Origin of the sequence: Psychrobacter sp. JCM 18900, assembly GCF_904846625.1 — a bacterium.
GTDB lineage: Bacteria > Pseudomonadota > Gammaproteobacteria > Pseudomonadales > Moraxellaceae > Psychrobacter.
This window is the reverse complement of sequence record NZ_CAJHBL010000001.1, coordinates 475,423-500,689: the sequence shown is the minus strand read 5'-3', so window position 1 is coordinate 500,689 and position 25,267 is coordinate 475,423. Positions and strand designations below refer to the sequence as shown.

The window sequence follows — 25,267 nt, the reverse complement described above, 5'->3', positions numbered from 1 at the left end:
ATAGCACTGATATTGGCAGGTTGCACTTAACAGCTCCTAACAGTATTACAATGGTTTTTCATCAATATAGGTTAATAAAGCAGAGATAACTATGGATAAATTGCGCGATTTCTTAAAAAGCTGGCCAGGTCGCATTTTATTGATTTTATGCCTATCGCCGCTCGCTCTCTTGGGTGTCGAAAGCTATTTTGGCGGCAACGTCGATCCCAACCAGATTGCGCAGGTAGGTGAGGCAAGCGTAGGACTGTCCGAGTATCAAACTGCTGTCAATAGCCGTCGTTCTGAAGTGCTAGAGCAAGTCGAAGATGCCAGCTTGTTGAATGAAGATGTGCTTCATGAGCAAGTATTAAAGGGTCTAATCGACCGTACGTTGTTAGAGCAGCAAGCAGGTAAGCTTGGTATGACAGTGTCTGATGACACGATCAATCGTCTGCTGCGTCAAGAAGAAATATTCCAAGATGCAGAGGGTAACTTTTCAAACGATCAGTTCTCAAACTTCTTGCGTCAGCGCGGCATGACCAAAAACCAGCTATTTGCAGAATTTCGCAATCAGTTAAGCTTGGATCAACTAAATGCTAGTATCGTTGGTACGGCCGTTTATCCTATGCAAGCGGTCAGTCAATTGATTGACTTGCAACTTGAGTCGCGCAACGTTTGGGTACATCGCTTTAATTGGCAAGACTATGCTGACAAAGTTAAGCTTAGCAAAACAGACATTCAGTCTTACTATGATGCTAACAAAGACACATTGAAAAGTGCAGCGATGGTTGACTTGGCTTATATTCAGCTCAGCCCGCAAACTATCAAGGTTGATGAAGTAACCGCAGAGGAGTTGCAGCAGCAGTATGAAGCATATAAACAGAGCATTTCGGCTACTGATGAGCGTAAAGTCAGTCAGATACTGTTTACTGGTAAAGATGCTAAGACACGAGCCGATAAAGTCAAAGCCCGTTTGAATAAAGGTGAAGCGTTTGCTGCGCTTGCTAAAGCAGAGTCAGATGATCCATCAGGTGAAACAGGTGGTGATATCGGACGTTTCAATCCTTCAGTGTTTGGCAGTGATGCAGATACGGTGCAAGAGGCACTAGAAGGATTGAGTGTTGGTGATGTGACTGCACCTATCAAAACCAGCTTTGGTTATCAGATATTTACGGTTACTGAAGACAACGGCAAAAAGACTCCAAGTCTAGACAGTATGCGTGAAGAGCTGACTGCGAAAGCAAAAGAATATAAACGTCAGGAAATCTATGCTGATAAAGTGACGTCAATCAATGACTTGGCGGCAGATGGTTTCAGTATCGAAGATATTGCGCAGCAAGAAAACGTCAGCCTAAAGCGTATCAAAGATTATCGTAAAGTGAATAACAAATCAGCACTGCCGCAACCAGCTGTGGTTAAACAGGCCTTTGATGAGTTTACTATTCAAGATCAAGCGGTAACGGCGGGCGTAGAAGTTGGCAACGGTACCGTATGGTTACAGCCAAGCAATTATCGTCCTACTAAGACGCTTGCTCTAGCAAATGCAACTCCAAGAATCACTCAAATACTACGTCAGCAGAAAGCGACCGCATTAGCTTTAAAAGACGCTAAAGCATTGGCTGCTGGTATCAAGACGCCAGCTGATATCAGTAAGCAGTCGGTTAGTTTCCAAGCACTGGGTGAGATTAACCGTCAAACGACGCAGCTAACGGACAAAGAGCGTGGGTTGGCATTTAGCCAGCAAGCCGCTGATAATGGCGTCGTCGCGATTGCTAGTGAGACTGAGATGGGTGCAACGCTACTGGTTGGAGACCGTATTAAGACTGAGCAGCAGTCACCATTGTCTGATATGCAAAGAGCGCAAACAGCCAGTATCATTCGTGACAATTTAGGCCAAGACCAGTTACAAGACTATTTGGACTATCTACGTATGGTGTATACGGTTGAGATTAATGAAAGCAACATGGCAAATGCACAAGGACGCTAAGTATGTGCTAGTTCGTTATGCTTAGATATTAAAAAAGCCACTGTATCGATTGATGCAGTGGCTTTTTTTTAGGTGATGCTTTAACGATAATTATCACGAATATTATATAGACTGAAAATTAGTCGCAGTAATAAATACAATTGCTGCGACTAATTCCAGTCTTAAACTAATAGGTTATTGTTTAATGACGGAAATGGCGCATGCCCGTGAATACCATCGCGATACCATGCTCATTAGCAGCAGCAATAGTCTCGTCATCACGCATAGAACCACCTGGCTGAATGATAGCAGAAATACCTACTTCAGCAGCATTGTCGATGCCATCACGGAAAGGGAAGAACGCATCTGATGCCATAACAGCACCTTCAGTTGCTAGTCCAGCATGTTCTGCTTTGATAGCAGCAATACGTGCTGAGTTAACGCGGCTCATTTGGCCTGCGCCAACACCGATAGTACGTTGGCCTTTTGCGTAGACAATGGCATTAGATTTAACATATTTTGCCACGTTCCAGCTGAATAGTAGATCTGCCACTTGCGCTTCAGTTGGTTGTACATCAGTGACGATTTTTAGGTCGTTAGCCGTGATTAAACCAAGGTCTTGCTCTTGTACGAGTAGGCCACCATTGACGCGCTTATAGTCAAGTTGGATATCGCGCTGATCGGGTGCTGGTAGCTCGCCGCATACCAAGACACGTACGTTTTTCTTAGTAGCTGTCGCTTCAAGTACACCGTCTTCGATACTAGGTGCAATGATTACTTCTACGAACTGATTGTCGATAATGGCTTTTGCAGCAGCAAGCGTCAACGGACGGTTGAATGCGATGATACCGCCAAAAGATGATTCAGGATCAGTGCTAAAAGCAGTACGATAAGCCGCTATTTGGTCATTATCAACCGCGACACCGCAAGGGTTGGCATGCTTAACGATAACGCAAGCAGGCGCGCTGAAAGCTTTAACGCACTCAAGCGCAGCATCGGTATCAGCGATGTTGTTATAAGACAATGCTTTGCCTTGTAATTGCTTAGCCGTTGCGATTGAGGCTTGTTTGCTTTTTAAAGGCTGGTTTTCAGTATAGAAAGCCGCGTTTTGATGCGGGTTTTCGCCATAGCGTAGGTCTTGTGCTTTTTCAAGCTGCACATTGAATGTACGTGGGAAGTTTTCTGGTTCTTGAGTTTCGTTGACACGGCTACCTAAGAAGTTGGCAATCATACCATCGTACTGCGCAGTATGCTCAAACGCCTTCACTGCCAAATCGTAACGTAAAGCAGTTGTCAGCTCAGTGCCACCGTCTAAGGCGTTAAGTACACGGTCATAATCAGCTGGATCAGTGACGATACCCACATGAGCGTGGTTTTTCGCCGCTGAACGTACCATGGTAGGGCCACCAATATCGATGTTTTCGATAGCGTCGTTCATAGTTACGTCAGCACGTGCGATCGTTTCAGCAAACGGATATAAGTTCACGACGACCAAGTCGATACGTTCGATCGAATGATCACTCATAACTGCATCATCTGTACCGCGGCGTCCTAGGATGCCACCATGAATCTTAGGATGCAGCGTTTTAACACGGCCATCCATCATTTCAGGAAAGCCTGTGTAATCTGATACTTCAGTCACGTCGACGTTGTTTTCTGTGAGCAGACGATAAGTACCGCCAGTAGATAATAAACCAAAACCTGCTTTGAGAAGGCCTTGAGCAAACTCGACGATATTAGACTTATCGGAGACCGATAGTAGGGCAAGTGGGGTTGTACTCATAAGAAATTTTCCATAAAAAAAGCCTGACGTAAACGTCTGGCAAGGTGATGATGACAACGGTATGCCGTATCATGATAGATAAAGCGGGGAACATTTAATTGCCATACATAATGATAGTCAATGATGATGGGTAAGCTCATATAACAATGCTACATTAAATCATAGGTTTTCATCTTTTTGCGCAAAGTGCCTCGATTTAGACCTAATATCTGAGCACATTTGGTTTGGTTGCCTCTAGTCTTTTCTAGAACCACAGATAAGAGAGGCTCTTCGATTTGCTTTAAAATCAGTTCATATAAATCAGTGGGCATCTCATCTCCTAGCATCGCAAAGTATTGACGTACCACACGCTCTACATGAACTCGTAGAGGTTGCTGGGCGCTACTTGTACTTGTACTTGTATAGTTTTGACTAGCAAAATCAAAGCCGTGCGTAGGTGGTTGGTATTCGTCTTTATTATAATCGGCAGGGTGCTCAGAGCTTTTAGCAAAATGATTGGCATTATGCTGTGCATGAGGTGCCATAAAATAATATCCTTGAGATGAAGAAAAATTCTGATTGTAAGGGGTCAGAACCATAGTATATCAAATTAATATCGCCTAGCGCTGATAGATTCATCGTTATCTTGGCTATCACGGTTTAATTGAAAGTGAATTTACGGTGTATTTTCTACTCACGCTTACCTATATATGACATCTTAATTTAATAAAGAGCGGTCATAGTAATATCGCGAATTTGCGCATTAGCCACAGGAATAGTAAATAATAGCTGTCTATCTGTATTGGCAGCTAACTGACTTTGCTTTCCTAATAAATAATCGTTTGGATCTGCAATGAACTCTCCAATAATCTCATCTTTACCATAAACGCTTATTTTTACATTGGGATATAGTTGTGATTGCGGGCTCCCATTACTTAGAGTAGCGCCTATATCGCTAAATGTACCAGTAGTTTTAATCTGACTGCTTCTATGAAAGGTATTGCTGATGGTAAGCGTTGATAAGTCAGCACTAGGCAAGCTGCAGGCAGCGACAGAGCATATTGACTGGAGACGCTGAGCATAGGATGGGTTTTTGACTAAATTTTCTAAGTTAAAAATAACATATTGTGCCGCGAGTAGCAGTGCTAGGACCAAACAACCTAATATCCATAACAATGATGCAATTGAACGTGTCGTTTGGGTTGGTGCAAACGGTAGCTGAGTTTTTCTTAAACGATCGTCGGCAGCAGGGTCTTCATCTTTAACGGGTACTCCCATATCAGAGAGAAGCTGTGATAAGTCTGTATCATCTTGCGGTGTTTCTTCATCTTGATTTTGTTCTTCTAATAGTTTTTGCAGCCACGAATGGTTATCAGTACTCTCAACATTGGCATGAATATCATTGGCCGCTGCCGAGCTAAGCATGTCCTGTGTTGATGAGGATGCTGATATTGTACTAGTAGATGGTTTCTTGGTTGATGAATTAGAGCTTTTGATAGTTTCTTTAGAAGGAGGCGCTTTTGGTTTTTCTGTGGTTGCTACGCTAGGACTGGTATTACTGGCTTGGGTTAACCATGCATCCATGCTATCTAATGAGTCATACTCTTGAACGTCTTCTTCTGGATCGTCTATATCCATATCATCATAGATTAAGTCGTCATGAATCAAAGTACCAGATGATTTTTTCTTACTGATTGAAGGTGTAGGGCGATCTGGCACATTTTGAGGGTTATGCTGATTGCTACTAGTAGTCGCTTTTTGCTCGTTTGATATTGGTTGAGTTTGAGCTTTTTGTTGAGCAGGAATGTTTTTTTGTGGTGTTGGTTTTTGAATAACCTCAGAATTTACCACAAGATGCTTATTGACCAAAAAACTTTGCTGGCACCGATCACAGCTGATGGTAGCATTGACTTGATTTAGTTGAGTTTGTTTAACGCTATAGCAAGCTTGGCAATGGGGGCATTGGGTTTTTATTGGCGTGGTCATAGAGGCGAATCCAAAAAAGTATGGTTATCAATACCGCTTAGCCACTCACCAATAGTTGCCCACAATACTCATTTACTTATTTAATTTCGATGAATTATGGGCAAAGACAGAGTGGCGTCAAACACATAACATTTGACTGCCCTCTATCGTAACAGATGTAATTAAATGTTGCTAGCTGGTAAATGTACCTGATAAACGCTGCCAATGTTGGTCTTCTTGCGCAGTAAAAGCATGCTTAGGGTCCAGTGCAAAATATGGCTGATAAGCTTCAGTGACTTGCTCGGTTTGTGACTCAATTAAACCTGCCAATACGATACGGCCCTTTGGCGCAATTAGTGTTGCAAAGTAAGGTGCTAAACTAATAAGCGGCTTCGCTAAAATATTGGCAACGATCACTTCTACAGGCAACACATCATGTTGCGAGCAGTACTCTGTAAATTCTTCTGGCAAAAATGCCTGCAAACGATCGCCTACATTATTGCGTACCGCATTCTGATTGGTAGCAAGTACTGCCTGCGGGTCAATATCGACTGCATATACCTGACGTGCACCCAATAATAAAGCAGCGATCCCTAGAATACCTGAGCCACAACCATAATCGATAACCACTTTGTCTGTTAGGTCTTGTTCTGTTAGCCAGTCTAGGCATAGGCGAGTCGTAGCATGATAGCCAGTACCAAATGCCAGGCCAGGATCCATAATGATATTAGTGGCTTTAGGGTTAGGCGGTGTTAGCCAGTCAGGTACAATCCATAAGTCATTAGCACATTCGATAGGATGATAATTGCTCATCCACTCGCGCTCCCAATCCTTATCATCAACAGCCGTTAGCCAAATACGAGTAGCCTGTACTTGTGCAGCAATTTCATGACTTAATTGCTCAACCGCTTGACGACTACCCGCATCAGTAGTCGCATCAAATAGCCCTGTTAGTATCACCTCATCCCAAAGCGGTGATTCACCTGGAAGTGGCTCAAACAAAGGTTGATCGCCAGCATCGTCTAAAGCTATTGATAATGCACCTGCTTCTAATAAAAGCGCTTCAGCCAAGTCGACGTTTGATTTTTCGCATTGTAAATGCAGTTGTTGCCATGCCATAAAGATAACCTTAAGCGGAAATAAAAATAAATGTAGGTGTTAGGTGTTAGGGGCTGCCCTAGATAAGTCTACATACAACGAAATGCAGGATGTATATAGAGGTTTTAACTAATGAGTCTAAAATGTATAAATATCAGTTATTAGCGCAATGCTTTTTTCGCTTCATTGACCACGCGTGAGTTGCCCTGAGCTTGACCTGATTGCAATATAACTTGCCATAGGGCTCGTCTACGATTGCTATCTTGAGAGACACTAAGACCACGACGTGCCATCGCTTCTGCCTTACGAGGCTGGTTCTTTTTTAATGCTACTTGTGCCAAATAGAAGTATACCGCCGACGATTTGGGCGCTAAACGCTGTGCACGGGTAAAGCTACTCTCGGCATTGGTTAGATTGCCAGCTTTCAATTGACTGATACCTACTTGCATCAAATTGCGAAATGCAGGCAGATTGCTATTGTTGCTGGCAGCTTGTTGAGTACGTTGCTGCGAGTTTCTTCTGGCGTGCTCAAGTAACTCATTATGCGACGGTACCGATGGCTCAGAGATTATATAGTCATTACGAGAAGGCGCAATGATAACAGGGTCAGGCTGAATCACGTCTGGAGCAGGAGGCGTAAATACAGGTGTCTCTTGCGTTAATGGATTTGGTTTTTCGGACTGTTCAACCTCATTGTAAGGCTCGGTTGGATAGTTGCTTTGATCATTTGCTTCCGTGACAGGCGCTTGAGTAGTTGTCGTTGATGGCACGGTCGGTTGTGACGTTGGTAATGTTTGAACAGGCGTGGTTTGCACTGTGGTCGATGTGCTAGGTGCTGTTTGACAAGCACTTAGGCTTAGCATGCCAATGATCGCGCTGCCTGCAAGTAAGGTATTGCTTGACGTAATTTTATTACGCCATAGCATTATAGTTTGTTTTACTGAAGTAGTTGTCCGTAAAGATGACACCATCATGTTAAAACCTTTTTTAAATATTAAAAGCTAAATACCAAAAACACTATTAGAACCATTCAATAGCTAGTGCCATTCAACAGCTAGAACCATTCAACAGCGCGGTCATACCAAGTATCAGCACGGTTTTCATCGCCTTCATTTTGCTCACTGCTACCTTCTGCCTCATCAGACTCCACAGCTTCTCCATTTGGAATCTCTAAACCTTCGCGGCGACGTTGTTGATTGATATCACCTTGCTGATTCTGGAATTGTGTTTGTTCACGAGCGCGATCTTGCTGATACAGGCTCAGCGCACAACTGCTGGCTTCTTCTGGTAAGTGAGCTGACATTACTGGTAGGTAGCGAGCGTTCGCACAGCGCTCATTAGACAGTTTGCCTGAATTGTTCTCTAGCCATAACCATTCGATACCTTCTGGCTCTGGTAGAGCAACCGGAGTCAGTTTTAGGCGTTTCATATAATCTACCCAAACTGGTAAGGCGCCAGTACCACCACTCAAGCCAATCGGTTTATTATCATCACGACCAACCCAAACAACACTTACATAGTTGCCACTATAGCCTGCAAACCAAGCATCGCGGTAGTCGTTTGTTGTACCTGTTTTTCCTGCTAGGCTTAAATTGCTGCCGAGTGATTGCGCACGTCTAGCCGTACCATTTGAGACGACTTGCTGTAATGCATAGTTGGTCAAAAAGTTGGTCTCAGGTGGAATGCTACGCTGAGTGTTAAGCCCAGTACGCTGTAAAATACGGCCGCGATCATCAATGACCGTACGAATACTATGAATAGGAGTGCGGAAACCACCAGTGGCAAAGACTTGATAAATACCAAGCATATCCATCGGACTCAAATTAACTGAGCCTAACAATGCTGATGGGTAAGGCGGAATTTTTTCTTTGATACCCATGCGCTGTAATTGCTTAGCAAAGGTATTAACACCGAACTCCATACCTAAGCGTACCGTCGCTTGGTTATAGGATTGTGACAATGCCGTGGTAAATGGTACATAACCATGATCACGATTGTCGTAGTTTTTAGGGTTCCAGTCATTACCGTCGTTTAGATTGACCGTAATAGGGGAGTCATCTACTGAACTGGCCAAGTTATAACGACCGCTCTCAAGCGCAGTCATATAAATGATAGGCTTCAGCAACGAGCCGACTTGGCGTTTGGCATCGACCGCGCGGTTAAACCCTGTAAATTCACTACCACTACCCACGACAGATACTAGCTCGCCAGTCTCAGGATTGGCACTGACTAACGCACCTTGTAAATCCTTAGTCTTGCTACTATTGCGACGTAGCTCACCAAGTTTTCTATCAACGGCTTTGTCTGCGGCCAATTGAGCGATAGGGTCTAGGGTACTGATAATAATCAGACCTTCGTTCTTGAGGTCGTCAGAATAATAGACGGTATTTAGCTCACGCTTAACAATATCTAAGAAGTCAGGGAACTGGCTTTTGCCCTCAGCAGGCTTATCCACGATACCAAGCGGTTGTTCTAATGCTTTGTCATAGTCTTCTTGGCTCAGTGTACCCATTGTCAGCATATTGTTAAGCACCACATCACGGCGTGCTTTTGAGTCGTTTGGATTACGACGTGGGTTATAGATACTTGGGCCTTTTGCCATACCAACCAGCATCGCTTGTTGATCTAAGCGCAGCTCATTAAGAGGTTTGTCAAAATAAAACTGTGATGCCAGACCAAAACCATTGATAGAGCGATTGCCATTTTGACCCAGATAAATCTCATTCAAATAGGTCTGTAAAATTTCATCTTTGCTGTAATGCAGCTCAAGTAGCACGGCCATCAATGCTTCATTGGCTTTGCGTTTGATAGTGCGATCTGAGTTGAGATAAAAGTTCTTGATCAGCTGCTGGGTGATTGTCGAACCACCTTGTCTGGCACCACCAGTAAAGTTATTGATTACGGCACGGGCGATACCACGTACCGATACCCCTTTATGCTCATAAAACGCGCGATCTTCGGTAGCGATGAGAGCATCAATCAACGGCTGAGGCACTTCGTCCAAAGACACAACCATCCGATCTTCATTACTGTCGGGATAGATACCACCGATATTGACAGGCTCTAGACGAATGATGCCGCTCTTAGCCGGCAGAGTACTCTGGATAGATTCTACTTTATTACCAGAAATCGTCATTTTGATGACTTGCTCGGCATCTTTATCATTAGCACTATACGTAAAGCCGCGCGTGTGAATAAAGTAAGTATTACCTGTTCGATGATAGGTACCTGTACGGTCATAAGCTTTGTTGCTTTGATAATTGAGCAACTCTAGCCATGTCTTCATCGTATCTCTATCGACATTGGCACCTTGATACAGCTCAAGCGGCTGCGAATACACTTTGGCTGGAATGTCCCAGCGCTTGCCCTCAAATTTATGAGTAATGGTGCGATCAAGTTTGATCAAATACAGTGCCAACAGCACCATGCCTGCGATGATGATAATTAACAGCAGACTACTAAAGACCAAGCCGCGCTGCTGCGAAGGTAGCGTGTGCATAGCAGACTTAGATGACGCTGATAACTTGGTATTTGGTAACTTGTAATTAGGTTTTTGCACGGATGTCGCACCATTTTTGGATAAAAAACTGCCTCATAATGACGCAAATTGACAAATTTTTCAATCTATCATCGTCAACGCAGGCATTTATTGGTCGTAGACCATGAGCGATGATACTGCTCATAGCGATGGCTTATAGTATAATCCCTATTAAAATACCGATACTTGTAATAAAGCGTCAGTCACTTTCAATCTGGTAGATAAACGCCATATAAGATAACAATTTACGATTGTCCTCACGATGTATTTTGTATGAATTCGCTGTTGCTAATTGTTTGCTATTAGCCGTTTGTTATTAATACTATGCTACTAACAGTAGTAATATTCATGTGATTAAAAACGGCTCTATGGCATGACGTACAGTACAGTCAATACGAGCAAGTTTGCTTTAAATGAATGCATTTTAAGCAAGCCTGTCAAAGGAAGTAAGCGCGACTATGTCTAGTATCCCATCATCAGTATCATCTGCTACCAATCATTCTTATGAAGACACATCTATCATCGAAGGCTTAGTGCTCCCGCTGGCTGATCACTGTTTCCACTGTGGTGACCCCGTACCTCAGCCGCCGTTTCATGCTGAGATATTAGGTCAGTCACGAGAGATGTGTTGTATGGGCTGTCAGTTAGCTGCCCAAAGCATTGTAGAGGCTGGTCTTGAGCAGTACTATCTTGACCGATCGGAAATTAACCGTACGGCAAGTTTGCCAACTCAGCTGACGCGTCTCGAGGTCTACGATCATGACGAGATAAAATCACAGTTCGTTTACGCGCAAGATGGCATGTCAGTAGCAGAGCTGTCTGTTAATAACTTACGCTGTGCTGCCTGTACTTGGCTGATTGAGTCGCGTCTCGATGAGCTAGAGGGTATTGGTAAGTGTCAGGTAAATTTGACCAACCAACGTATGCGGGTCATTTGGGATGAGAACAAATTACCCATCAGTCGCATTTTAGCGGTCATCAATGAAATCGGCTATGAAGCCAAGCCTTATCGGCAAGATACTCATGAAGCCATGCTGGCACGTCATAATAATCAAATGCTATTGCGTCTCGGCATCGCTGCACTAGGTTCGATGCAAGCGATGATGTATGCCGTTGCGCTGTATTTTGGTGAGTATAGCGACATGTTAATATTCCAACGTGACTTTTTGCGTTGGGTGTCTTTATTTGTGAGTACGCCTGTATTTTTCTATGCTGGTATTCCTTTTTTTACCTCTGCATGGTCAGCAATTCGTGCGCGCCAAGTCAATATGGATGTGCCCGTCAGTCTTGCGCTGATTATTACTTTCTTTGCCAGTCTCTACGCTACCATCACTGGGCAAGGGGAGACGTATTATGACTCGGTCAGTATGTTTATCTTCTTTTTGTTGGCAGGGCGTTATATCGAGCACAATGCACGTCTAAAAGCCGCGACGATGGCTAATGATTTGGTCGTGGTTGAGCCGGTATTGGTACAAAAAGTCGCTGAAAACAAATCAGCTGCCGAGCATATTTTACAACTGCTGAAAGAAAATGAATATCAACAAAATGAAGCTATCGAAGACGAGGCTCAGAAGGCATCAGACGCGGCTGAAGTCATGCCTGATTTTATGCAGCGTATGGACGCCAATGTTTATCAGCTCACATCACGTATCGCTCAAGACTGGCAGCAGTCACGCAACCAACAGAATGCGCTATCACAAGCAGAAGACGATATAGAGTCAAAGCAAATGGTCACCGCTCATAGCTTACAAGTGGGCGACATCATTTTGGTTGAGGCAGGTTCAGAGATTATCAGTGATGGTATCTTGTTAAGTTCTACTGCAACGGTGTCACAAAGTCTACTGACCGGTGAAGGTGATTTAATCATCAAATCTCAAGGTGATTATATTGTTGGCGGTGCACAAAACGATAGCCAGCCGTTCGAAATGCTAGTCACCGCTTTGCCAAAAGACAGCCAGATAGGCTTAATTGATCGATTGATGAATCGTGCCATGAGCGAAAAACCCAAATTGGCGCAGCAAGCAGATAAGTTGGCGCGTTGGTTTGTGGCACGTATTTTGGTTTTATCCGTCTTAGTATTTGTCGGCTGGTATATCGTTGATCCAAGCCAAGCCATTTGGGCGACGGTGGCAGTCTTAGTGGCTACTTGTCCTTGTGCATTATCATTGGCGACGCCGATTGCCTTAACCGTCTCAACCAACCGTCTGGCAAGCTATGGTTTTTTGACGACGCGTGGCCATACACTACAGACATTAGCTGAAATCACGCATGTTGCTTTTGATAAAACTGGCACGCTGACTTATGGCAAACCAAATTTATTAAATATTGAGTTAATCACACCAAAAAGCCAGACCGAAATTGACGATTTATCATTAACAGCGCAAAAAGATACGCTCTTAGCAATTGCAGCTGCGTTAGAAGTAGGGAGTCGTCATCCAATTGCCCATGCGTTACTGACGGCGGCCTATCAGTTACACCTGCCATCAACGCAAGCCGTACAGCATTATCCAGCGGGCGGTGTAGAAGCGATGATTGATGGCACTATATATCGAATCGGTCATAAAGATTTTGCGTTAGACAGAACAGATAGTAGCGCCAATGATATAGATGCAAATGATGATATAACCATCGATCTAGTAGCTCAGCGAGCCAGCTCTGCAGTAGTATTGTCTTGTCAGAATACTGATGATAATGGATGGCAGGCGCTGGCATGTTTTTATTTCAATGACAAGGTACGTGATAGTGCGCAGTCGATGCTCGATACGCTCAAAGGATTAGGTATCGAGTCTGTTATGTTGACAGGTGACCCAAGCCCGCAAGCGCTAGTCATGGCTGAAAGTTTAGGAATACAAGCAGCATACAACGGCCTATCACCGACTGATAAAGTCAATCATATTCAGCAGTTGCAGGCTAACGGTGCTGTGGTATTGATGGTGGGTGATGGTATTAACGATGCGCCAGTGCTAGCAGCGGCAGATGTGTCGACCTCGATTGCAGGTGCGGCAGACTTAGCACAAGTATCTAGTGATAGCATTATCTTAAACGGACAAATCGAGGCCATCACTGCGGCCAAACGCATCTCTGATAAGACGGAACGTATTATCAAGCAAAACTTCCGTTGGGCGCTCGCTTACAACAGTATCGTCTTGATACCAGCGGCTTTAGGCTATGTGCCACCATGGCTCGCTGCAATTGGTATGTCGCTCAGTTCGCTATTTGTCGTATTGAATGCATTGCGCTTAAAACGTGCTTAGCCTTTTTAGAAGTATTTAATTTAAACAAGCCTGTGAAATTTGCTCATAAAAAAACCGCCTTGCATCAAATGGAAGGCGGTTTTTTCTATACAGAGATACTGTTAGGTAACTCTTACAATTAGTCTTGTAGATAGCTTAATAGACGCATAAATTCGATGTACATCCACACTAGGGTCGCAAGAATACCAATACTGAATAACCATTCGTAATCTTCAGAAACACCCATCGCAACACCGCGATCAATATTATCGAAATCTAATAGCAAGGTGAAAGAAGCAATAACGATGACAAATAAGCTAAAGCCAATAGCAATAGCGCCACCTTCAAATAGGAATGGCAATGATGAGCCAAACGCTAGAGAAAGTACCCACTGTGCTACATAGACAAGCATGATAGCAATAACTGCCGAGGTCACGATAGAGCGGAACTTTTCAGTAACCTTAACTAGACCTGAACGATATAAACCAAGCATAACCGCAGCTGTGACAAAAGTTGCGCACATTGCTGTGACTGGTACTGTTGGATACATTCTCATGAAAAATAATGAGATACCGCCCAAAAAGATACCTTCTAGCAAGGCGTAAGGAACTGCCAAAGTCTTGGCTTTTTGCGGCTTGAAGGTAATAAAAAGAGCCAGAACAAACGCAGCAATCATGCTACCAAAGGCTGCCATCGTAATAAAACCTTGCGATAAACCTGCCATAAGCGCATAAAAGAAAAAGCCCACACCAGTAATGGCTGATAAACCAAGTAACAAGCTGGTCTTTTGAATTACGCCCTTGACCGTCATTGGATTACCGCCGATCGCAAGTTCTGCGCGACTGACAATAGGATTGGCCATACATAAGTCCTTAATAATAAAATATAAAAATAGTGATGTTAGTTACTTTAGCAAAACCGCCATTATTGTCAACTGTGTTTGCGTGACAACTGCTATGGCTCGACCTTAGGCTGTCCGTTGTCTAGCGCATCGAGCTACAGTATCGCTCAATATGCTAATTTAACAACTGAACAGACAGATTCGGCTAAGTAAAACATTCGATAGCTTTTATATGGGGTCAGTTACGACAGTTAACAACGATAATTCATAAACATGCTAGTCTAAGCGCGCATTTATCGCTATCATTACCTTGTACTTCACCGTTATACCGAGTCGTTTTATGGAAAACTCAGCGCAGTCAGCAAGATTGCCACACTTACATGAATCAGAGCTATTCCACGCTATTAAAAACCCCGCCTTTAGGCGCATTGGTCTAATGGGCCGTGCTGGTAAACGTAGTGTCACTCAAAGCTTGGTACAGATTGCCCAAACCGTCAATGATATGAATTTGACGTTAATAATGGACGTACAAACGGCCAATTTACCAACGCTTGACCTCACAGACATAGAAAGAGTCAAAATCGTCAAACGCGGTTTGATTGGTGAGATTTGTGATTTGGTTATTGTGGTTGGCGGTGATGGTTCGATACTACATGCCGCTGAGGCGCTAGCACGCTACCGTGTACCTGTACTAGGGGTAAACCGTGGCCGTTTAGGGTTCTTAGCAGATGTAAAACCTGATGAAGCTGCGTTTAAGTTACGCCAAGTATTGATGGGAGACTATCAACTGGACCATCGGTTTTTATTGACGATGGAGATACGAGAAGGACGCAAAATTATCCATGAAGACATGGCACTGAACGACATCGTACTGCACGCCGGTAAATCCGTACATATGATTGATTTTCAGATGAAAATCGATGGACATGACGTTTATAGACAGCATAGTGATGGCTTGATAGCAGCAACACCGACTGGCTCTACCGCTTACGCCTTATCAGGTGGCGGTCCAATTATTCATCCGAGTATGGACGCTATTTGTCTGGTGCCGATGCATCCCCATACGTTATCTAGCAGACCGATTGTGGTCAGTGGTAATAGTGAGGTCTGTATTCGTATCCACGAAGACAATCGTACTCAGCCGATGGTGAGTGCGGACGGTAAGCCAAGCGTGCCACTTGAGCAAGAGCAACGTCTCCATATTCGTAAGCATCCTGATAAGCTTACTTTGTTGCACCCACCTGGGTTTGACTTTTATGAGGCCTGCCGTACAAAGTTGCACTGGAACGTACATGCCGAAGAATTCAGTCTTGATGTCGATGATGATATTATAGACGATGAATAAGCGTATCTATTAGACCCAAATATGATGCAAAAAATGGTAGTGGAGAGTAGGCAAGATGGATAAACAAACAATACTAGCAAGTCTAACGCCCGAAGTGGTTGATAAGTTTCGTATGGCGATTGAGCTAGGTAAATGGCCTGACGGTCGTAAGATTACCGCTGAGCAGCGTGAGACTTGTATGCAAGCTGTGATGGTATGGGAGCATGAGCACCTACCGCCAGCCGAGCGTACAGGTTATATTCATAAACCGGTAAAAGATGATGGCTCTGTCATCGGTGCTGAATGTGACGTCGAGCACGAGCATCACTATCCTAATATGCCGAATCCTAAAGGCGCGGTACAGCCTGTTAAGTTTCGTGATAAATAGATTTATAAATAAGTTGTAATAGTTGTTATAAAAACACTCATCATAAAAAAGCCACGCTATATAGCGTGGCTTTTTTTACTTTACCAATAATTAAATTATCAGAAATAGCTTAATCATCATAAATGATTAAATAGCAGTCGTATCGACACTAGGACGAACCGTTAGCGGGTTCTTTTGCATCAAAAATCCTTGCCAACCCCAATGTAAAAAATTGCGGATATTGGCATGATCGGTACCGTTAGGCGTTGCTTGAACCTTGGCATAATGTTCGCCAAATAGTTTAAGCGTGTCCAATTGGTTCAGGCCATGGTGCTTAGCAAAACCAAAAATCTTTGCGCTACCTTCGTTCTCACCGGCTGCATTATGTACCATCCCATTTACAAAAGGGGCAGGCGCATAGCGATAAAAATCGTCGATAAAGCTGATGACATCATTGAATCCAATGGCTTTTTTGTTCAAACCATTAAGTAATGCCGATACATCTGATTGGCGGATACTCATAAATAAATGACCTCAGAGCAGATTAAAAAAACAATATAATATTTATGTGTGCTCAACGATGATAGTAGCCGTTGAGCGTTCAGCATTATAATTTAGCTAGCTTAGCGATTAAAGTAATCTTCGTCATCAAACGAAGGCGAAAAGTTGCCTTGTTCAAGATGCTGCATTTGCGACTGTACAGAACGCTCATGCTGAATACGTTGATAAATCTCTTCGCGGTGTACTGCAATATCTTTAGGTGCGTTTACACCGATACGTACTTGATTGCCTTTGACGCCTAGAACCGTCACACTTACTTCGTCGCCAATCATTAGCGTTTCGCCCACGCGGCGTGTCAAAATTAACATGCGTCACACTCCTTATGTCGCATCAACAAATTATTACTCATCAGATTACTTCTCAATTGCAGAACATCACCGCAGCACCAAACATGCAATATAACCATTATCACGATGCCAGATATCGTGCCAATAGCGGTAATGATAGGTAGATTCATTTAGCCCAAATGAAAGCCCCATTATAGGCGGCATAACAGATACTGTCACGGTTTTTCACAAAACTATTAGGTAAATGCTCATTTCAACTATGCTAAAAAATAAAAATAGGACCTAAAAAGATCCTATTTTATTTAAGTACTGTATTTATTTAGATATTATTAATTCAAAAGCTATTAATCTATATGCTGTTTATCTACATACTATATAAAGTTATTAATAGCGGTTAATAGATAACCATCAATGCTAATGCTATATTTTAACAGTTTTTATGTCTTATAGCCCAGCGATTTTACTTTCGCCGTCTTCACGATCTAGGCCAAATGCCGTGTGCAATGACTTAACGGCTTTTTCTAGGTGTTGATCTTGAATCAAAACAGACACTTTGATTTCGCTGGTTGAAATCATTTGGATATTGATATTGTTTTCAGCGAGTGTTTGGAACATAAGACTAGCAACACCTGCGTGTGAGCGCATGCCAACACCAACCAATGAAACTTTAACAACTTCACTGTTGCCCAATATTTCTTTGGCGCCAATTTCATCTTTTACTTCTTCGTTAAGCACTTTTAGCGTCTTATCTAAATCAGTGCGGTTAACTGTGAAAGTAAAGTCAGTAGTACCGTTATCCGAAAGGTTTTGTACAATCATATCGATTTCGATATTGGCACGACCAATTGGGCTTAAGATAGCAGAGGCGATACCAGGATGGTCAGGCACGCCGCGTACTAAGATTTTTGCTTCGTCTCTATTGAACGCGATACCTGAGATGATTGCCTGTTCCATATTGTCTCCTTCGTCTATCGTAATTAGGGTACCCACGTTGTCTTGAAATTCTTGGTCAAAGCTACCGTCTGTGTTTTCATCAAAGCTAGAGAGTACACGTAGCGGCACGCCATATTTACCAGCGAATTCTACTGAGCGAATTTGTAGAATCTTGGAGCCAAGACTTGCCATTTCAAGCATTTCTTCAAACGTAATTTTTTCAAGTTTTTTGGCTTTTGAGGTCACACGAGGGTCAGTGGTATAAACGCCATCGACATCGGTATAAATTTGACACTCGTCAGCGCCTAAGGCTGCAGCAATCGCCACACCTGTGGTATCAGAACCGCCGCGTCCTAATGTGGTCGCGTTGCCTTCTTCGTCGATACCTTGGAAACCTGCCACAATAACGATATTGCCAGCATCTAATTGCTCGCGTATGTTTTTGTCATCGATGCTTTCGATACGGGCTTTGTTATGAGCATTGTCGGTTTTAATCGCGACTTGGCGACCAGTCATTGAACGGGCACCAATACCAAGCTCTTTAATGGCCATAGCGAGTAGTGAGATAGACACCTGCTCACCTGTTGAGACCATCTGATCGTATTCGCGAGGATCAGGCTGCGTGCTAATTTGGCGAGCTAGATCAATCAAACGGTTGGTTTCGCCGCTCATGGCTGAGACCACGACGACCACTTGGTGACCATTGTCATGCCAGCGTTTGACTCGTTTGGCGACGTTTTTGATGCGGTCGATACTGCCCATCGAAGTGCCGCCGTATTTCTGTACTATTAACGCCATAAAAATCTACCTATTTATTCAATAATGACTTTTTATTGTCATTGAGGAGAGTCAATGTGATGCTCGTCAATGCTTGTATAGATAAAGCCAGATGATAAGAGTTATGCCTTTAGGTTTTTCATTCTTCTAATGGTATCTATCAACCTTATGGAATGAACAATATGCCCAAACGTTGACCTTTATACCATATCTACCGCATAACTTTAAGCCTCAGGAGCGCTTAGATGTATGGCGATTGGTTATAGTAGTTATAACCAATCACATATTCTATGCGTAGTAGAGTAAAGCTATGCGATAAATATAAGGTACATTGTGACGCGCTAAACCAGTATATTCACGAGTTTAATATTCGCTAGCTTAGCTAAGCTGGGTTTCAATCCAAGCAGGTAGAGCGCTGATAACCGCTGCACTATTACCAGTCTTCGGTGCACCGCCTTGTGCGTAGTCAGGCTTACCGCCACCTTTACCACCAAGCTCACCTGCCAAATGACGAATAATGTCACCAGCTTTCACTTTAGCAGTGACAGATTTTGCGACGCTCGCTGCGAGTGCTAACTGGTCATCTTTATCACCAATCAATACAATCACACTATCAGGCAGTTTTGATTTGATATCGTCCATCAGCGTACGGATGGATTTGCCATCGATACCACTTAAGGTGCTGATAAGAACTGGTGTGCCTGCGATCGTTTGTACATCATCAAGCAAGTTGGCTGCTTGAGCGCTGGCGATTTTTTGTTGCAAACGCTCTAGTTGTTTTTCTAGGTCGCGTTGCTTATCAGCCATCGTACGGACACGCTGCGCCACTTCAGGACGTTTTACTTTCAGCTGGCTTGCGAGCTCGCTCAGTTGTTGCTCGCTTTGCTGAATGTTTTTGACCGCATTCATACCCGTGACGGCTTCAACTCGGCGGATACCAGCCGCAATACCAGATTCACTGGTGATTTTTAGCACACCGATATCGCCCGTACGCTGTACATGCAAGCCACCACATAGCTCGATAGAGAAAGGCTTGCGCTGACCATCAACGATACGGTCTGTACCCATGGTTAGGACTCGAACGTCACTACCGTACTTTTCACCAAACAGTGCCATAGCGCCTTGATTCATCGCTTCGTCAATCGACATATGCTCGATACGGGCAGGGGTGTTGGCTTGAATTTGCTCATTAACGAGACGTTCGACACGCATGATTTCAGCGGCGCTGACAGGTTTGTCATAAGCAAAGTCAAAACGTAGTACTTCGCTTGAGACCAATGAGCCCTTTTGCGTGACCGCATCGCCCAGCACTTCTCTTAGCGCTGCGTGCAATAGGTGAGTGGCCGAGTGGTTTTTGGCACTGGCTGCACGAATGCTAGACAGTACTTGCGCTTCAGCGGTTTGCTTAGTGCTGATATCACCCATGGTCACGACACCATAATGGATAATCGCCTGACCAGATTTTTTGGTATCTTGCACTTCAAAGACGCCAGATGCCGTACGGATTTCACCAAGCTCACCAACTTGCCCACCACCTTCAGCATAAAATGGGGTGCGATCTAATACCACAACGCCTTCCATGCCTTCTGTTAAGCTGTCTGCTGGGTTGCCGTCTTGATAAAGTGCGTCAATAGTCACGCCGTCTTCTTCAAGCTGCTCATAGCCAATAAATGTCGTTGGTGTTTCTACTTGGATAACGCTGCTGTAATCGACATCAAACTTGCCAGCATCACGCGCACGCTCGCGTTGTGCTTGCATATGCTCATCAAATTCGGGCTCATCAATAGCAATACCACGCTCACGAGTGATATCGGCGGTCAAGTCAAGTGGGAAACCATAGGTATCATAGAGCTTAAATGCCGCTTCACCAGATAGCGTATCGCCATCTTGTAAGCCTTCAAGTTCGCTGGCAAGTAAACGTAAGCCTTGGGCCAATGTTTTAGCAAACTGTGCTTCTTCTTTTTGAATAGCACTTTCGATGACGCTCTGCTTGTCTTTTAGCTCAGGATAGGCACTGCCCATTTCAGCTACAAGCGGCGCAACCATTTTATAGAAGAACTCACTATCAGCGCCAAGCTTATTCCCATGACGTACTGCGCGACGAATGACACGGCGCAACACATAGCCACGACCTTCATTACTTGGCGTGACACCATCAGCAATCAAAAACGCCACGGCGCGGATGTGATCAGCGATCACTTTTAGTGATGATTGTTGCTCATTGCTGATCTCTAAGATGTCAGCCGCTGCGTCCATCAAATGGACAAATAAATCGATCTCGTAGTTGCCATGAACGCCTTGCATGATGGCACTAATACGCTCAAGCCCCATGCCTGTATCGACACTTGGAGCAGGTAGCGGCAATAGCGTACCGTCTTTTTGACGATTGAACTGCATAAATACGCAGTTCCAAATCTCAATATAGCGATCGCCGTCTTCTTCTGGGGTACCTGGCAAGCCGCCTTCGATATCGGCGCCATGATCATAAAAGACTTCAGTACAAGGGCCACAAGGACCAGTGTCACCCATCGTCCAAAAGTTATCGGAAGCGTAAGGCGCCCCTTTATTATCGCCAATACGAATGATGCGTTCACTTGGAATGCCTATGTTTTTATTCCAAATTTCAAAGGCTTCATCATCAGTCTCATAAATAGTGACATAGAGACGATTTTTATCAATCGCTAGCCATTCATCTGAGGTCAAAAACTCCCAGATGTATTCGATACCTGCCTGCTTGAAATAATCACCAAACGAGAAATTGCCAAGCATTTCAAAGAACGTGTGATGACGTGCGGTATAGCCGACATTATCTAAGTCATTGTGTTTACCGCCAGCACGTACGCACTTTTGAGAGGTTACCGCACGTGTATAGTCACGTGGCTCCATTCCCAAAAATGTCTCTTTGAACTGATTCATACCAGCATTGGTAAATAGCAATGTCGGGTCATTGTGTGGAATCAAGCTAGACGATGAAACTTGGGTGTGCTGCTTGCTTATGAAAAAATCGAGAAAGGCTTGGCGAATATCGGCTGAGCGAAATGGCTGGCTCACAGCGGCTCCTTACTAATGGGTAGTATTGAATAGAATAAGATGAGTAATTTTGCAAGCGATTTTAGCACAAACGCCTAAGCTCTTGGTACAAGAGTTATAACTGCAGGGTTATTCTGCGAAGGCGAATGGTGCTTTAATTTGCAACTAATCAGCGTTAATGGGTTTCACCGCGAATGACAGCATGAGTCGCCAAAAAGTCACTGGTGATATCAATCTCAGCATGCTCAATGTTAACTTTGTGCTTGTGCTGGCTGATTACGGCTGCGAACCCACGCCCAAATAATAGCCACAATCATTATTAGACCAATAATGCCTAGCATGGGATACACGGTGCCAATGAGTTTGCTGAAACCAAGCTGGCTTAAGCCCAGACCAACGATAGCGAAAAATGCGCTAAGCGATTTGAAGCGATTTGTTCCTGGCGTCGCAAAGCGTGTACTAAAGGCAAAAAACATACCCACTGCGGTACTGTATATCATACAAATGAGCGTCACTGACATAATTATCGCTAACACGGGCGAAATATTTGAGGCCAATCCTAAAGTAGGCATTTCAACGCCTATGAGTTTATCGATGTTAGCAAAAAGGCCAATGTTGAGTAAAAATACTAATAAGCCCAAGCCAAGCCCACCCATCGCGCCACCGCTGGCTGCCGTTTTTTCTGAGCGGGTCATACCCCCAATGACTGCCAGCATAGGAAAGCCAACCGCAATGTTAAATGAGGCATAAAGTACCGCACCAAAAAACCAATTTGAGATTGGCCAGTTTGAGCTGATAGTGGGTATTTCTTGCGCTACCTTATTTAGCGTGTCACTTGAGGCGCTGCTGTTAAAAATTGAGTACGTGGTAATAGCCAATATCAATAGCAGTAGTACAGGCATGATGATACTGATTAGCCTTATAATGCCCTTTACTTTTAAACAGAGTGTGGCGATTACCAGTACCGTCATGAAAATACTGCCCACCAGCGGTGGCCAACCGTATTGCTGAGTAAAAATGGAACCACTACCAGCCAGCATGACCACGCCAACACCAAATAAAAAGAACGATAACACCACATCCATAACCAATCCAGCACGCGTACCAAATAAGGTATACAGTACTTTTTTGTGTGAGTTGGCCTGCATATTCGAACTCATGCGCGCAATTTGCATTCCTAAAAAAGCAAAAAGCGCGGCACTAACCAGCGTGCCAATAACACTTGCCATACCATAGCCGGTAAAAAACTGAAGGACTTCCTGACCAGAAGCAAAACCGCCGCCAACGACTACTGACATATAGGCTGCGGCTATTTGCCAAGATTGTTTGTTCACTATTATGTACTCCTATCCCTGAAGTTTAGATTTGTTAGGCTAACTTGCCTTAATTGTTGTAGCGCGAAATATAAGATCCGATGTTTTATTGCCAAGTGATTGAGTGTCAGATAACAAAATCATGGCAGTAAGGCTTTAAAAAAAAGCCTAGATACTAACACGGTATTCGATAGAAGTCAGCCATCAAGTACAGCCTATACATTTAGTTAAAAAGCTTGCTGTTTCTGTATATTTAATTTGTGAGGTGTAAACAATCATATGGATAGTAAGGATTCAGTGATGAGCTGGCCATTTTAAGGCCACTAAATGTGTCAATGTGCTAATTGAGGACACGCCCTAAGCATTAATTGGTCAAAATCGCCGCATCGGTTTCATCCAGTTTGTCTTGTGTGGTTGGATTGGACTCAATCACTTGTACGGGTAGATAGCGCAGTTGGAGCTTGATGGGCAAGTATTCAGGGAAATTCTCTGCCATATCATTAGTAATGAACGTTTCAATCTGGCGAACATCGTATGAGCTCGGTAAAGTCTCTCCACGTACGATTGCCCGCACCACTTGGTTCTCTTCTGAGGTATCAAACTGCGTATTGGTCAATACATTGCCTTGATCGATAAAGTAGTTGTTGATGGCTTCTTTTACACTACTTTCAAATACTTGCTGCTTGGCGTTGGTCTGTAGGTTGATGGTCAAATAAGTACCCAAGCCACCTAACAATAATAAAGTCACGGCATTGCGCTGCAAAAAAGTCAGATAAGTATTGGATTTATAGTCGTCATCGACCAAACGACGAAACCCTAAGACCCACAATACCAGCGCATTGGTAAACTGAATAGCAAGAATGTTGGTCGCTGCCAATAACAGCGCACCAAGCCCAAGCTGCATCTCGCCATTAGCGAGCAAGATACCACTAGCTGCCAGTGGTGGTACCAAAGCTGTGGCAACCGCAACGCCAACAACAGCAACCGAGAGATGCGGGGATACCATCGCGTACGCGCCAGCCGTACCGCCAGCTAAGGCAATCATTAAATCCATGGAAGTAGGCTGGGTACGTGATAGGATTTCTGCCGTTAGCGGTTGATCCTTATGTAGCCAACCAACAATAAAGCCGACCAGCACCACTAATGAGACACCGATGATGACGGTAAAGAGCGACTTACGTAGCAGTGGCATACGGTGATCGATAATCGCTAGCGCTATACCCGTGATAGGGCCTAGCATCATCGCAACCAACATCGCTCCGATGACCACGGCTGCTGAATTGGTCACTAGACCATAACTGGCAATGATGGCAGACAAAATGTTCATGATGAAGTACATCTTGCTAGGCAGGGCGTTTGCCTCAATCCTAACCCGTACTTCTGGGTAATCTACTTTTTGATTACTAAATTGTTCGGCGACAAATTGCTTGTAAGACTCAAGTTTGGCTTCTTTTTCCTCTTGAACCTCATCTTCGTCACTTTCACCTTGAGACTTTTGAGCGTCGCTGTCTTCTACATCGGTGTCTTTATTTTGGCTTTTATCTTCTGAGTCATTATTTTGATGGTCATTATTGCGACTAGATGCATTTTTTGTCTTTTGTTGAGTGGCTGTTTTGTTATCTGATGACTGTGCTGCGATGTCTGTGTCATCAGCAGGGGCATCAACATAGTTGTCTTCTGCTTCTAACGTTACTTCAGCATCACTATCATCTTGAGTACTTTTTTCTGTTGTATTTGCCATATCCGACTGGAAGAAATCGGACTTCTCTTTCGCTTCTATAGACTCTGATTCTGCAACCTTAGACGCTTCAGTATTTGATTGTGACTCAGGTTCTGTCGATTCTAAGGTTGCTACGACCACATCGTCACTGATAGTTTCCATGGTTATCTCAGCGTCAGGTGGCTGCGCACATTCAGTGTCTATTTCGCCATCTGTATCAGTCGATTGCTTGTGTTGATTGTCTTTGCTTTCATCATTGTCTACAGCGGCATCATCAACTACTGGGTCAATTGTCGCATCTTGATTGTGAGAAGCGTCAGTAGTGGCTGATGGATCGTTTTGATCCACTGAGTTAGGCGCAGTATTTTTTTCAGATGAGGACATAGCAGATAGCGTTCTTAGTAGATAAAGAAAGTCATTATTGTAATGATAAATAGATAAAGATATAGGGGATTCTTGAAAATTGTAAAAAAGAGTAGAAAGAAGATGGAAGTAAGAACTGATGTTTCCTATGCTTAAGTCTAAAACCTTAATAGTAGCATGGTTTTTATTCTAAAGTCATTCAATATAGAT

16 protein-coding genes and 1 pseudogene are annotated in these 25,267 nt (G+C 43.8%); 4 read left to right on the top strand and 13 right to left on the bottom strand.

Annotated features, from left to right (window positions below):
* The first annotated feature begins 91 nt into the window (after positions 1 to 91).
* On the top strand, positions 92 to 1,966 hold the full coding sequence (locus tag JMX96_RS01975) for a SurA N-terminal domain-containing protein (protein ID WP_201566974.1): 1,875 nt from the start codon (positions 92 to 94) through the stop codon (positions 1,964 to 1,966).
* 181 nt (positions 1,967 to 2,147) lie between these two features.
* On the opposite strand, the gene purH is transcribed toward JMX96_RS01975, so the two are convergent.
* The 6 genes from purH to mrcB all read right to left on the bottom strand — a co-directional run bounded on the left by purH (position 2,148) and on the right by mrcB (position 10,329).
* On the bottom strand, positions 2,148 to 3,728 hold the full coding sequence (purH, locus tag JMX96_RS01970; RefSeq protein ID WP_201566972.1) for a bifunctional phosphoribosylaminoimidazolecarboxamide formyltransferase/IMP cyclohydrolase: 1,581 nt from the start codon (positions 3,726 to 3,728) through the stop codon (positions 2,148 to 2,150).
* A 149-nt stretch (positions 3,729 to 3,877) separates the two neighbouring features.
* Positions 3,878 to 4,252: a DNA-binding transcriptional regulator Fis gene (fis, locus tag JMX96_RS01965; RefSeq protein ID WP_201566970.1), complete on the bottom strand. Its 375-nt coding sequence runs from the start codon at positions 4,250 to 4,252 to the stop codon at positions 3,878 to 3,880.
* A 178-nt stretch (positions 4,253 to 4,430) separates the two neighbouring features.
* Positions 4,431 to 5,693 (bottom strand): DUF3426 domain-containing protein, encoded by a 1,263-nt coding sequence (locus tag JMX96_RS01960; RefSeq protein WP_201566969.1) that lies wholly within the window; start codon positions 5,691 to 5,693, stop codon positions 4,431 to 4,433.
* A gap of 171 nt (positions 5,694 to 5,864) precedes the next feature.
* On the bottom strand, positions 5,865 to 6,791 hold the full coding sequence (gene prmA / locus JMX96_RS01955; protein WP_201566967.1) for a 50S ribosomal protein L11 methyltransferase: 927 nt from the start codon (positions 6,789 to 6,791) through the stop codon (positions 5,865 to 5,867).
* Positions 6,792 to 6,931: 140 nt separating this feature from the next.
* Positions 6,932 to 7,744, bottom strand: a complete 813-nt coding sequence (locus JMX96_RS01950) for a tetratricopeptide repeat protein (protein ID WP_227676850.1) — start codon at positions 7,742 to 7,744, stop codon at positions 6,932 to 6,934.
* Between the two features lie 80 nt (positions 7,745 to 7,824).
* Entirely contained in the window at positions 7,825 to 10,329 is a 2,505-nt protein-coding gene (mrcB, locus tag JMX96_RS01945) for a penicillin-binding protein 1B (RefSeq protein WP_413786722.1), read from the bottom strand.
* Positions 10,330 to 10,766: 437 nt separating this feature from the next.
* On the opposite strand from mrcB, the gene JMX96_RS01940 reads away from it, so the two are divergent.
* Entirely contained in the window at positions 10,767 to 13,562 is a 2,796-nt protein-coding gene (locus tag JMX96_RS01940; RefSeq protein WP_201566965.1) for a heavy metal translocating P-type ATPase, read from the top strand.
* A gap of 118 nt (positions 13,563 to 13,680) precedes the next feature.
* Here JMX96_RS01940 and JMX96_RS01935 read toward each other — a convergent pair whose 3' ends face one another.
* The gene (locus JMX96_RS01935; protein ID WP_057759239.1) at positions 13,681 to 14,403 is read right to left on the bottom strand and encodes a Bax inhibitor-1/YccA family membrane protein; all 723 of its coding nucleotides are present in this window, start codon (positions 14,401 to 14,403) and stop codon (positions 13,681 to 13,683) included.
* Positions 14,404 to 14,722: 319 nt separating this feature from the next.
* On the opposite strand from JMX96_RS01935, the gene JMX96_RS01930 reads away from it, so the two are divergent.
* Both JMX96_RS01930 and JMX96_RS01925 read left to right on the top strand, forming a co-directional pair.
* Positions 14,723 to 15,727, top strand: coding sequence for an NAD(+) kinase (locus JMX96_RS01930; protein WP_179798759.1), 1,005 nt, complete (start codon positions 14,723 to 14,725; stop codon positions 15,725 to 15,727).
* Between the two features lie 55 nt (positions 15,728 to 15,782).
* Positions 15,783 to 16,094, top strand: a complete 312-nt coding sequence (locus JMX96_RS01925; RefSeq protein WP_201566963.1) for a YeaC family protein — start codon at positions 15,783 to 15,785, stop codon at positions 16,092 to 16,094.
* Positions 16,095 to 16,220: 126 nt separating this feature from the next.
* Here JMX96_RS01925 and JMX96_RS01920 read toward each other — a convergent pair whose 3' ends face one another.
* The 6 genes and pseudogenes from JMX96_RS01920 to JMX96_RS01895 all read right to left on the bottom strand — a co-directional run bounded on the left by JMX96_RS01920 (position 16,221) and on the right by JMX96_RS01895 (position 25,078).
* The gene (locus JMX96_RS01920) at positions 16,221 to 16,595 is read right to left on the bottom strand and encodes a HopJ type III effector protein (RefSeq protein ID WP_057759243.1); all 375 of its coding nucleotides are present in this window, start codon (positions 16,593 to 16,595) and stop codon (positions 16,221 to 16,223) included.
* Between the two features lie 179 nt (positions 16,596 to 16,774).
* Positions 16,775 to 16,942: pseudogene (gene csrA / locus JMX96_RS01915) on the bottom strand (carbon storage regulator CsrA); the annotation flags it as partial.
* A 423-nt stretch (positions 16,943 to 17,365) separates the two neighbouring features.
* On the bottom strand, positions 17,366 to 18,652 hold the full coding sequence (locus JMX96_RS01910) for an aspartate kinase (protein ID WP_057759246.1): 1,287 nt from the start codon (positions 18,650 to 18,652) through the stop codon (positions 17,366 to 17,368).
* Between the two features lie 357 nt (positions 18,653 to 19,009).
* Entirely contained in the window at positions 19,010 to 21,682 is a 2,673-nt protein-coding gene (gene alaS / locus JMX96_RS01905; RefSeq protein ID WP_201566961.1) for an alanine--tRNA ligase, read from the bottom strand.
* 230 nt (positions 21,683 to 21,912) lie between these two features.
* Positions 21,913 to 22,995, bottom strand: coding sequence for a hypothetical protein (locus JMX96_RS01900; protein ID WP_201566959.1), 1,083 nt, complete (start codon positions 22,993 to 22,995; stop codon positions 21,913 to 21,915).
* Positions 22,996 to 23,338: 343 nt separating this feature from the next.
* Complete coding sequence (locus tag JMX96_RS01895) at positions 23,339 to 25,078, bottom strand: DUF389 domain-containing protein (protein WP_201566957.1); 1,740 nt, start codon at positions 25,076 to 25,078, stop codon at positions 23,339 to 23,341.
* Between the last annotated feature and the right edge of the window lie 189 nt (positions 25,079 to 25,267).

What these genes read in the sequence shown, in the direction of transcription:
- JMX96_RS01975 (WP_201566974.1), top strand. Translation starts at nt 92, where the DNA reads ATGGATAAATTGCGCGATTTCTTAAAAAGCTGGCCAGGTCGCATTTTA.
- purH (WP_201566972.1), bottom strand. Translation starts at nt 3,728, where the DNA reads ATGAGTACAACCCCACTTGCCCTACTATCGGTCTCCGATAAGTCTAAT.
- fis (WP_201566970.1), bottom strand. Translation starts at nt 4,252, where the DNA reads ATGGCACCTCATGCACAGCATAATGCCAATCATTTTGCTAAAAGCTCT.
- JMX96_RS01960 (WP_201566969.1), bottom strand. Translation starts at nt 5,693, where the DNA reads ATGACCACGCCAATAAAAACCCAATGCCCCCATTGCCAAGCTTGCTAT.
- prmA (WP_201566967.1), bottom strand. Translation starts at nt 6,791, where the DNA reads ATGGCATGGCAACAACTGCATTTACAATGCGAAAAATCAAACGTCGAC.
- JMX96_RS01950 (WP_227676850.1), bottom strand. Translation starts at nt 7,744, where the DNA reads ATGATGGTGTCATCTTTACGGACAACTACTTCAGTAAAACAAACTATA.
- JMX96_RS01940 (WP_201566965.1), top strand. Translation starts at nt 10,767, where the DNA reads ATGTCTAGTATCCCATCATCAGTATCATCTGCTACCAATCATTCTTAT.
- JMX96_RS01935 (WP_057759239.1), bottom strand. Translation starts at nt 14,403, where the DNA reads ATGGCCAATCCTATTGTCAGTCGCGCAGAACTTGCGATCGGCGGTAAT.
- JMX96_RS01930 (WP_179798759.1), top strand. Translation starts at nt 14,723, where the DNA reads ATGGAAAACTCAGCGCAGTCAGCAAGATTGCCACACTTACATGAATCA.
- JMX96_RS01925 (WP_201566963.1), top strand. Translation starts at nt 15,783, where the DNA reads ATGGATAAACAAACAATACTAGCAAGTCTAACGCCCGAAGTGGTTGAT.
- JMX96_RS01920 (WP_057759243.1), bottom strand. Translation starts at nt 16,595, where the DNA reads ATGAGTATCCGCCAATCAGATGTATCGGCATTACTTAATGGTTTGAAC.
- JMX96_RS01910 (WP_057759246.1), bottom strand. Translation starts at nt 18,652, where the DNA reads ATGGCGTTAATAGTACAGAAATACGGCGGCACTTCGATGGGCAGTATC.
- JMX96_RS01895 (WP_201566957.1), bottom strand. Translation starts at nt 25,078, where the DNA reads ATGTCCTCATCTGAAAAAAATACTGCGCCTAACTCAGTGGATCAAAAC.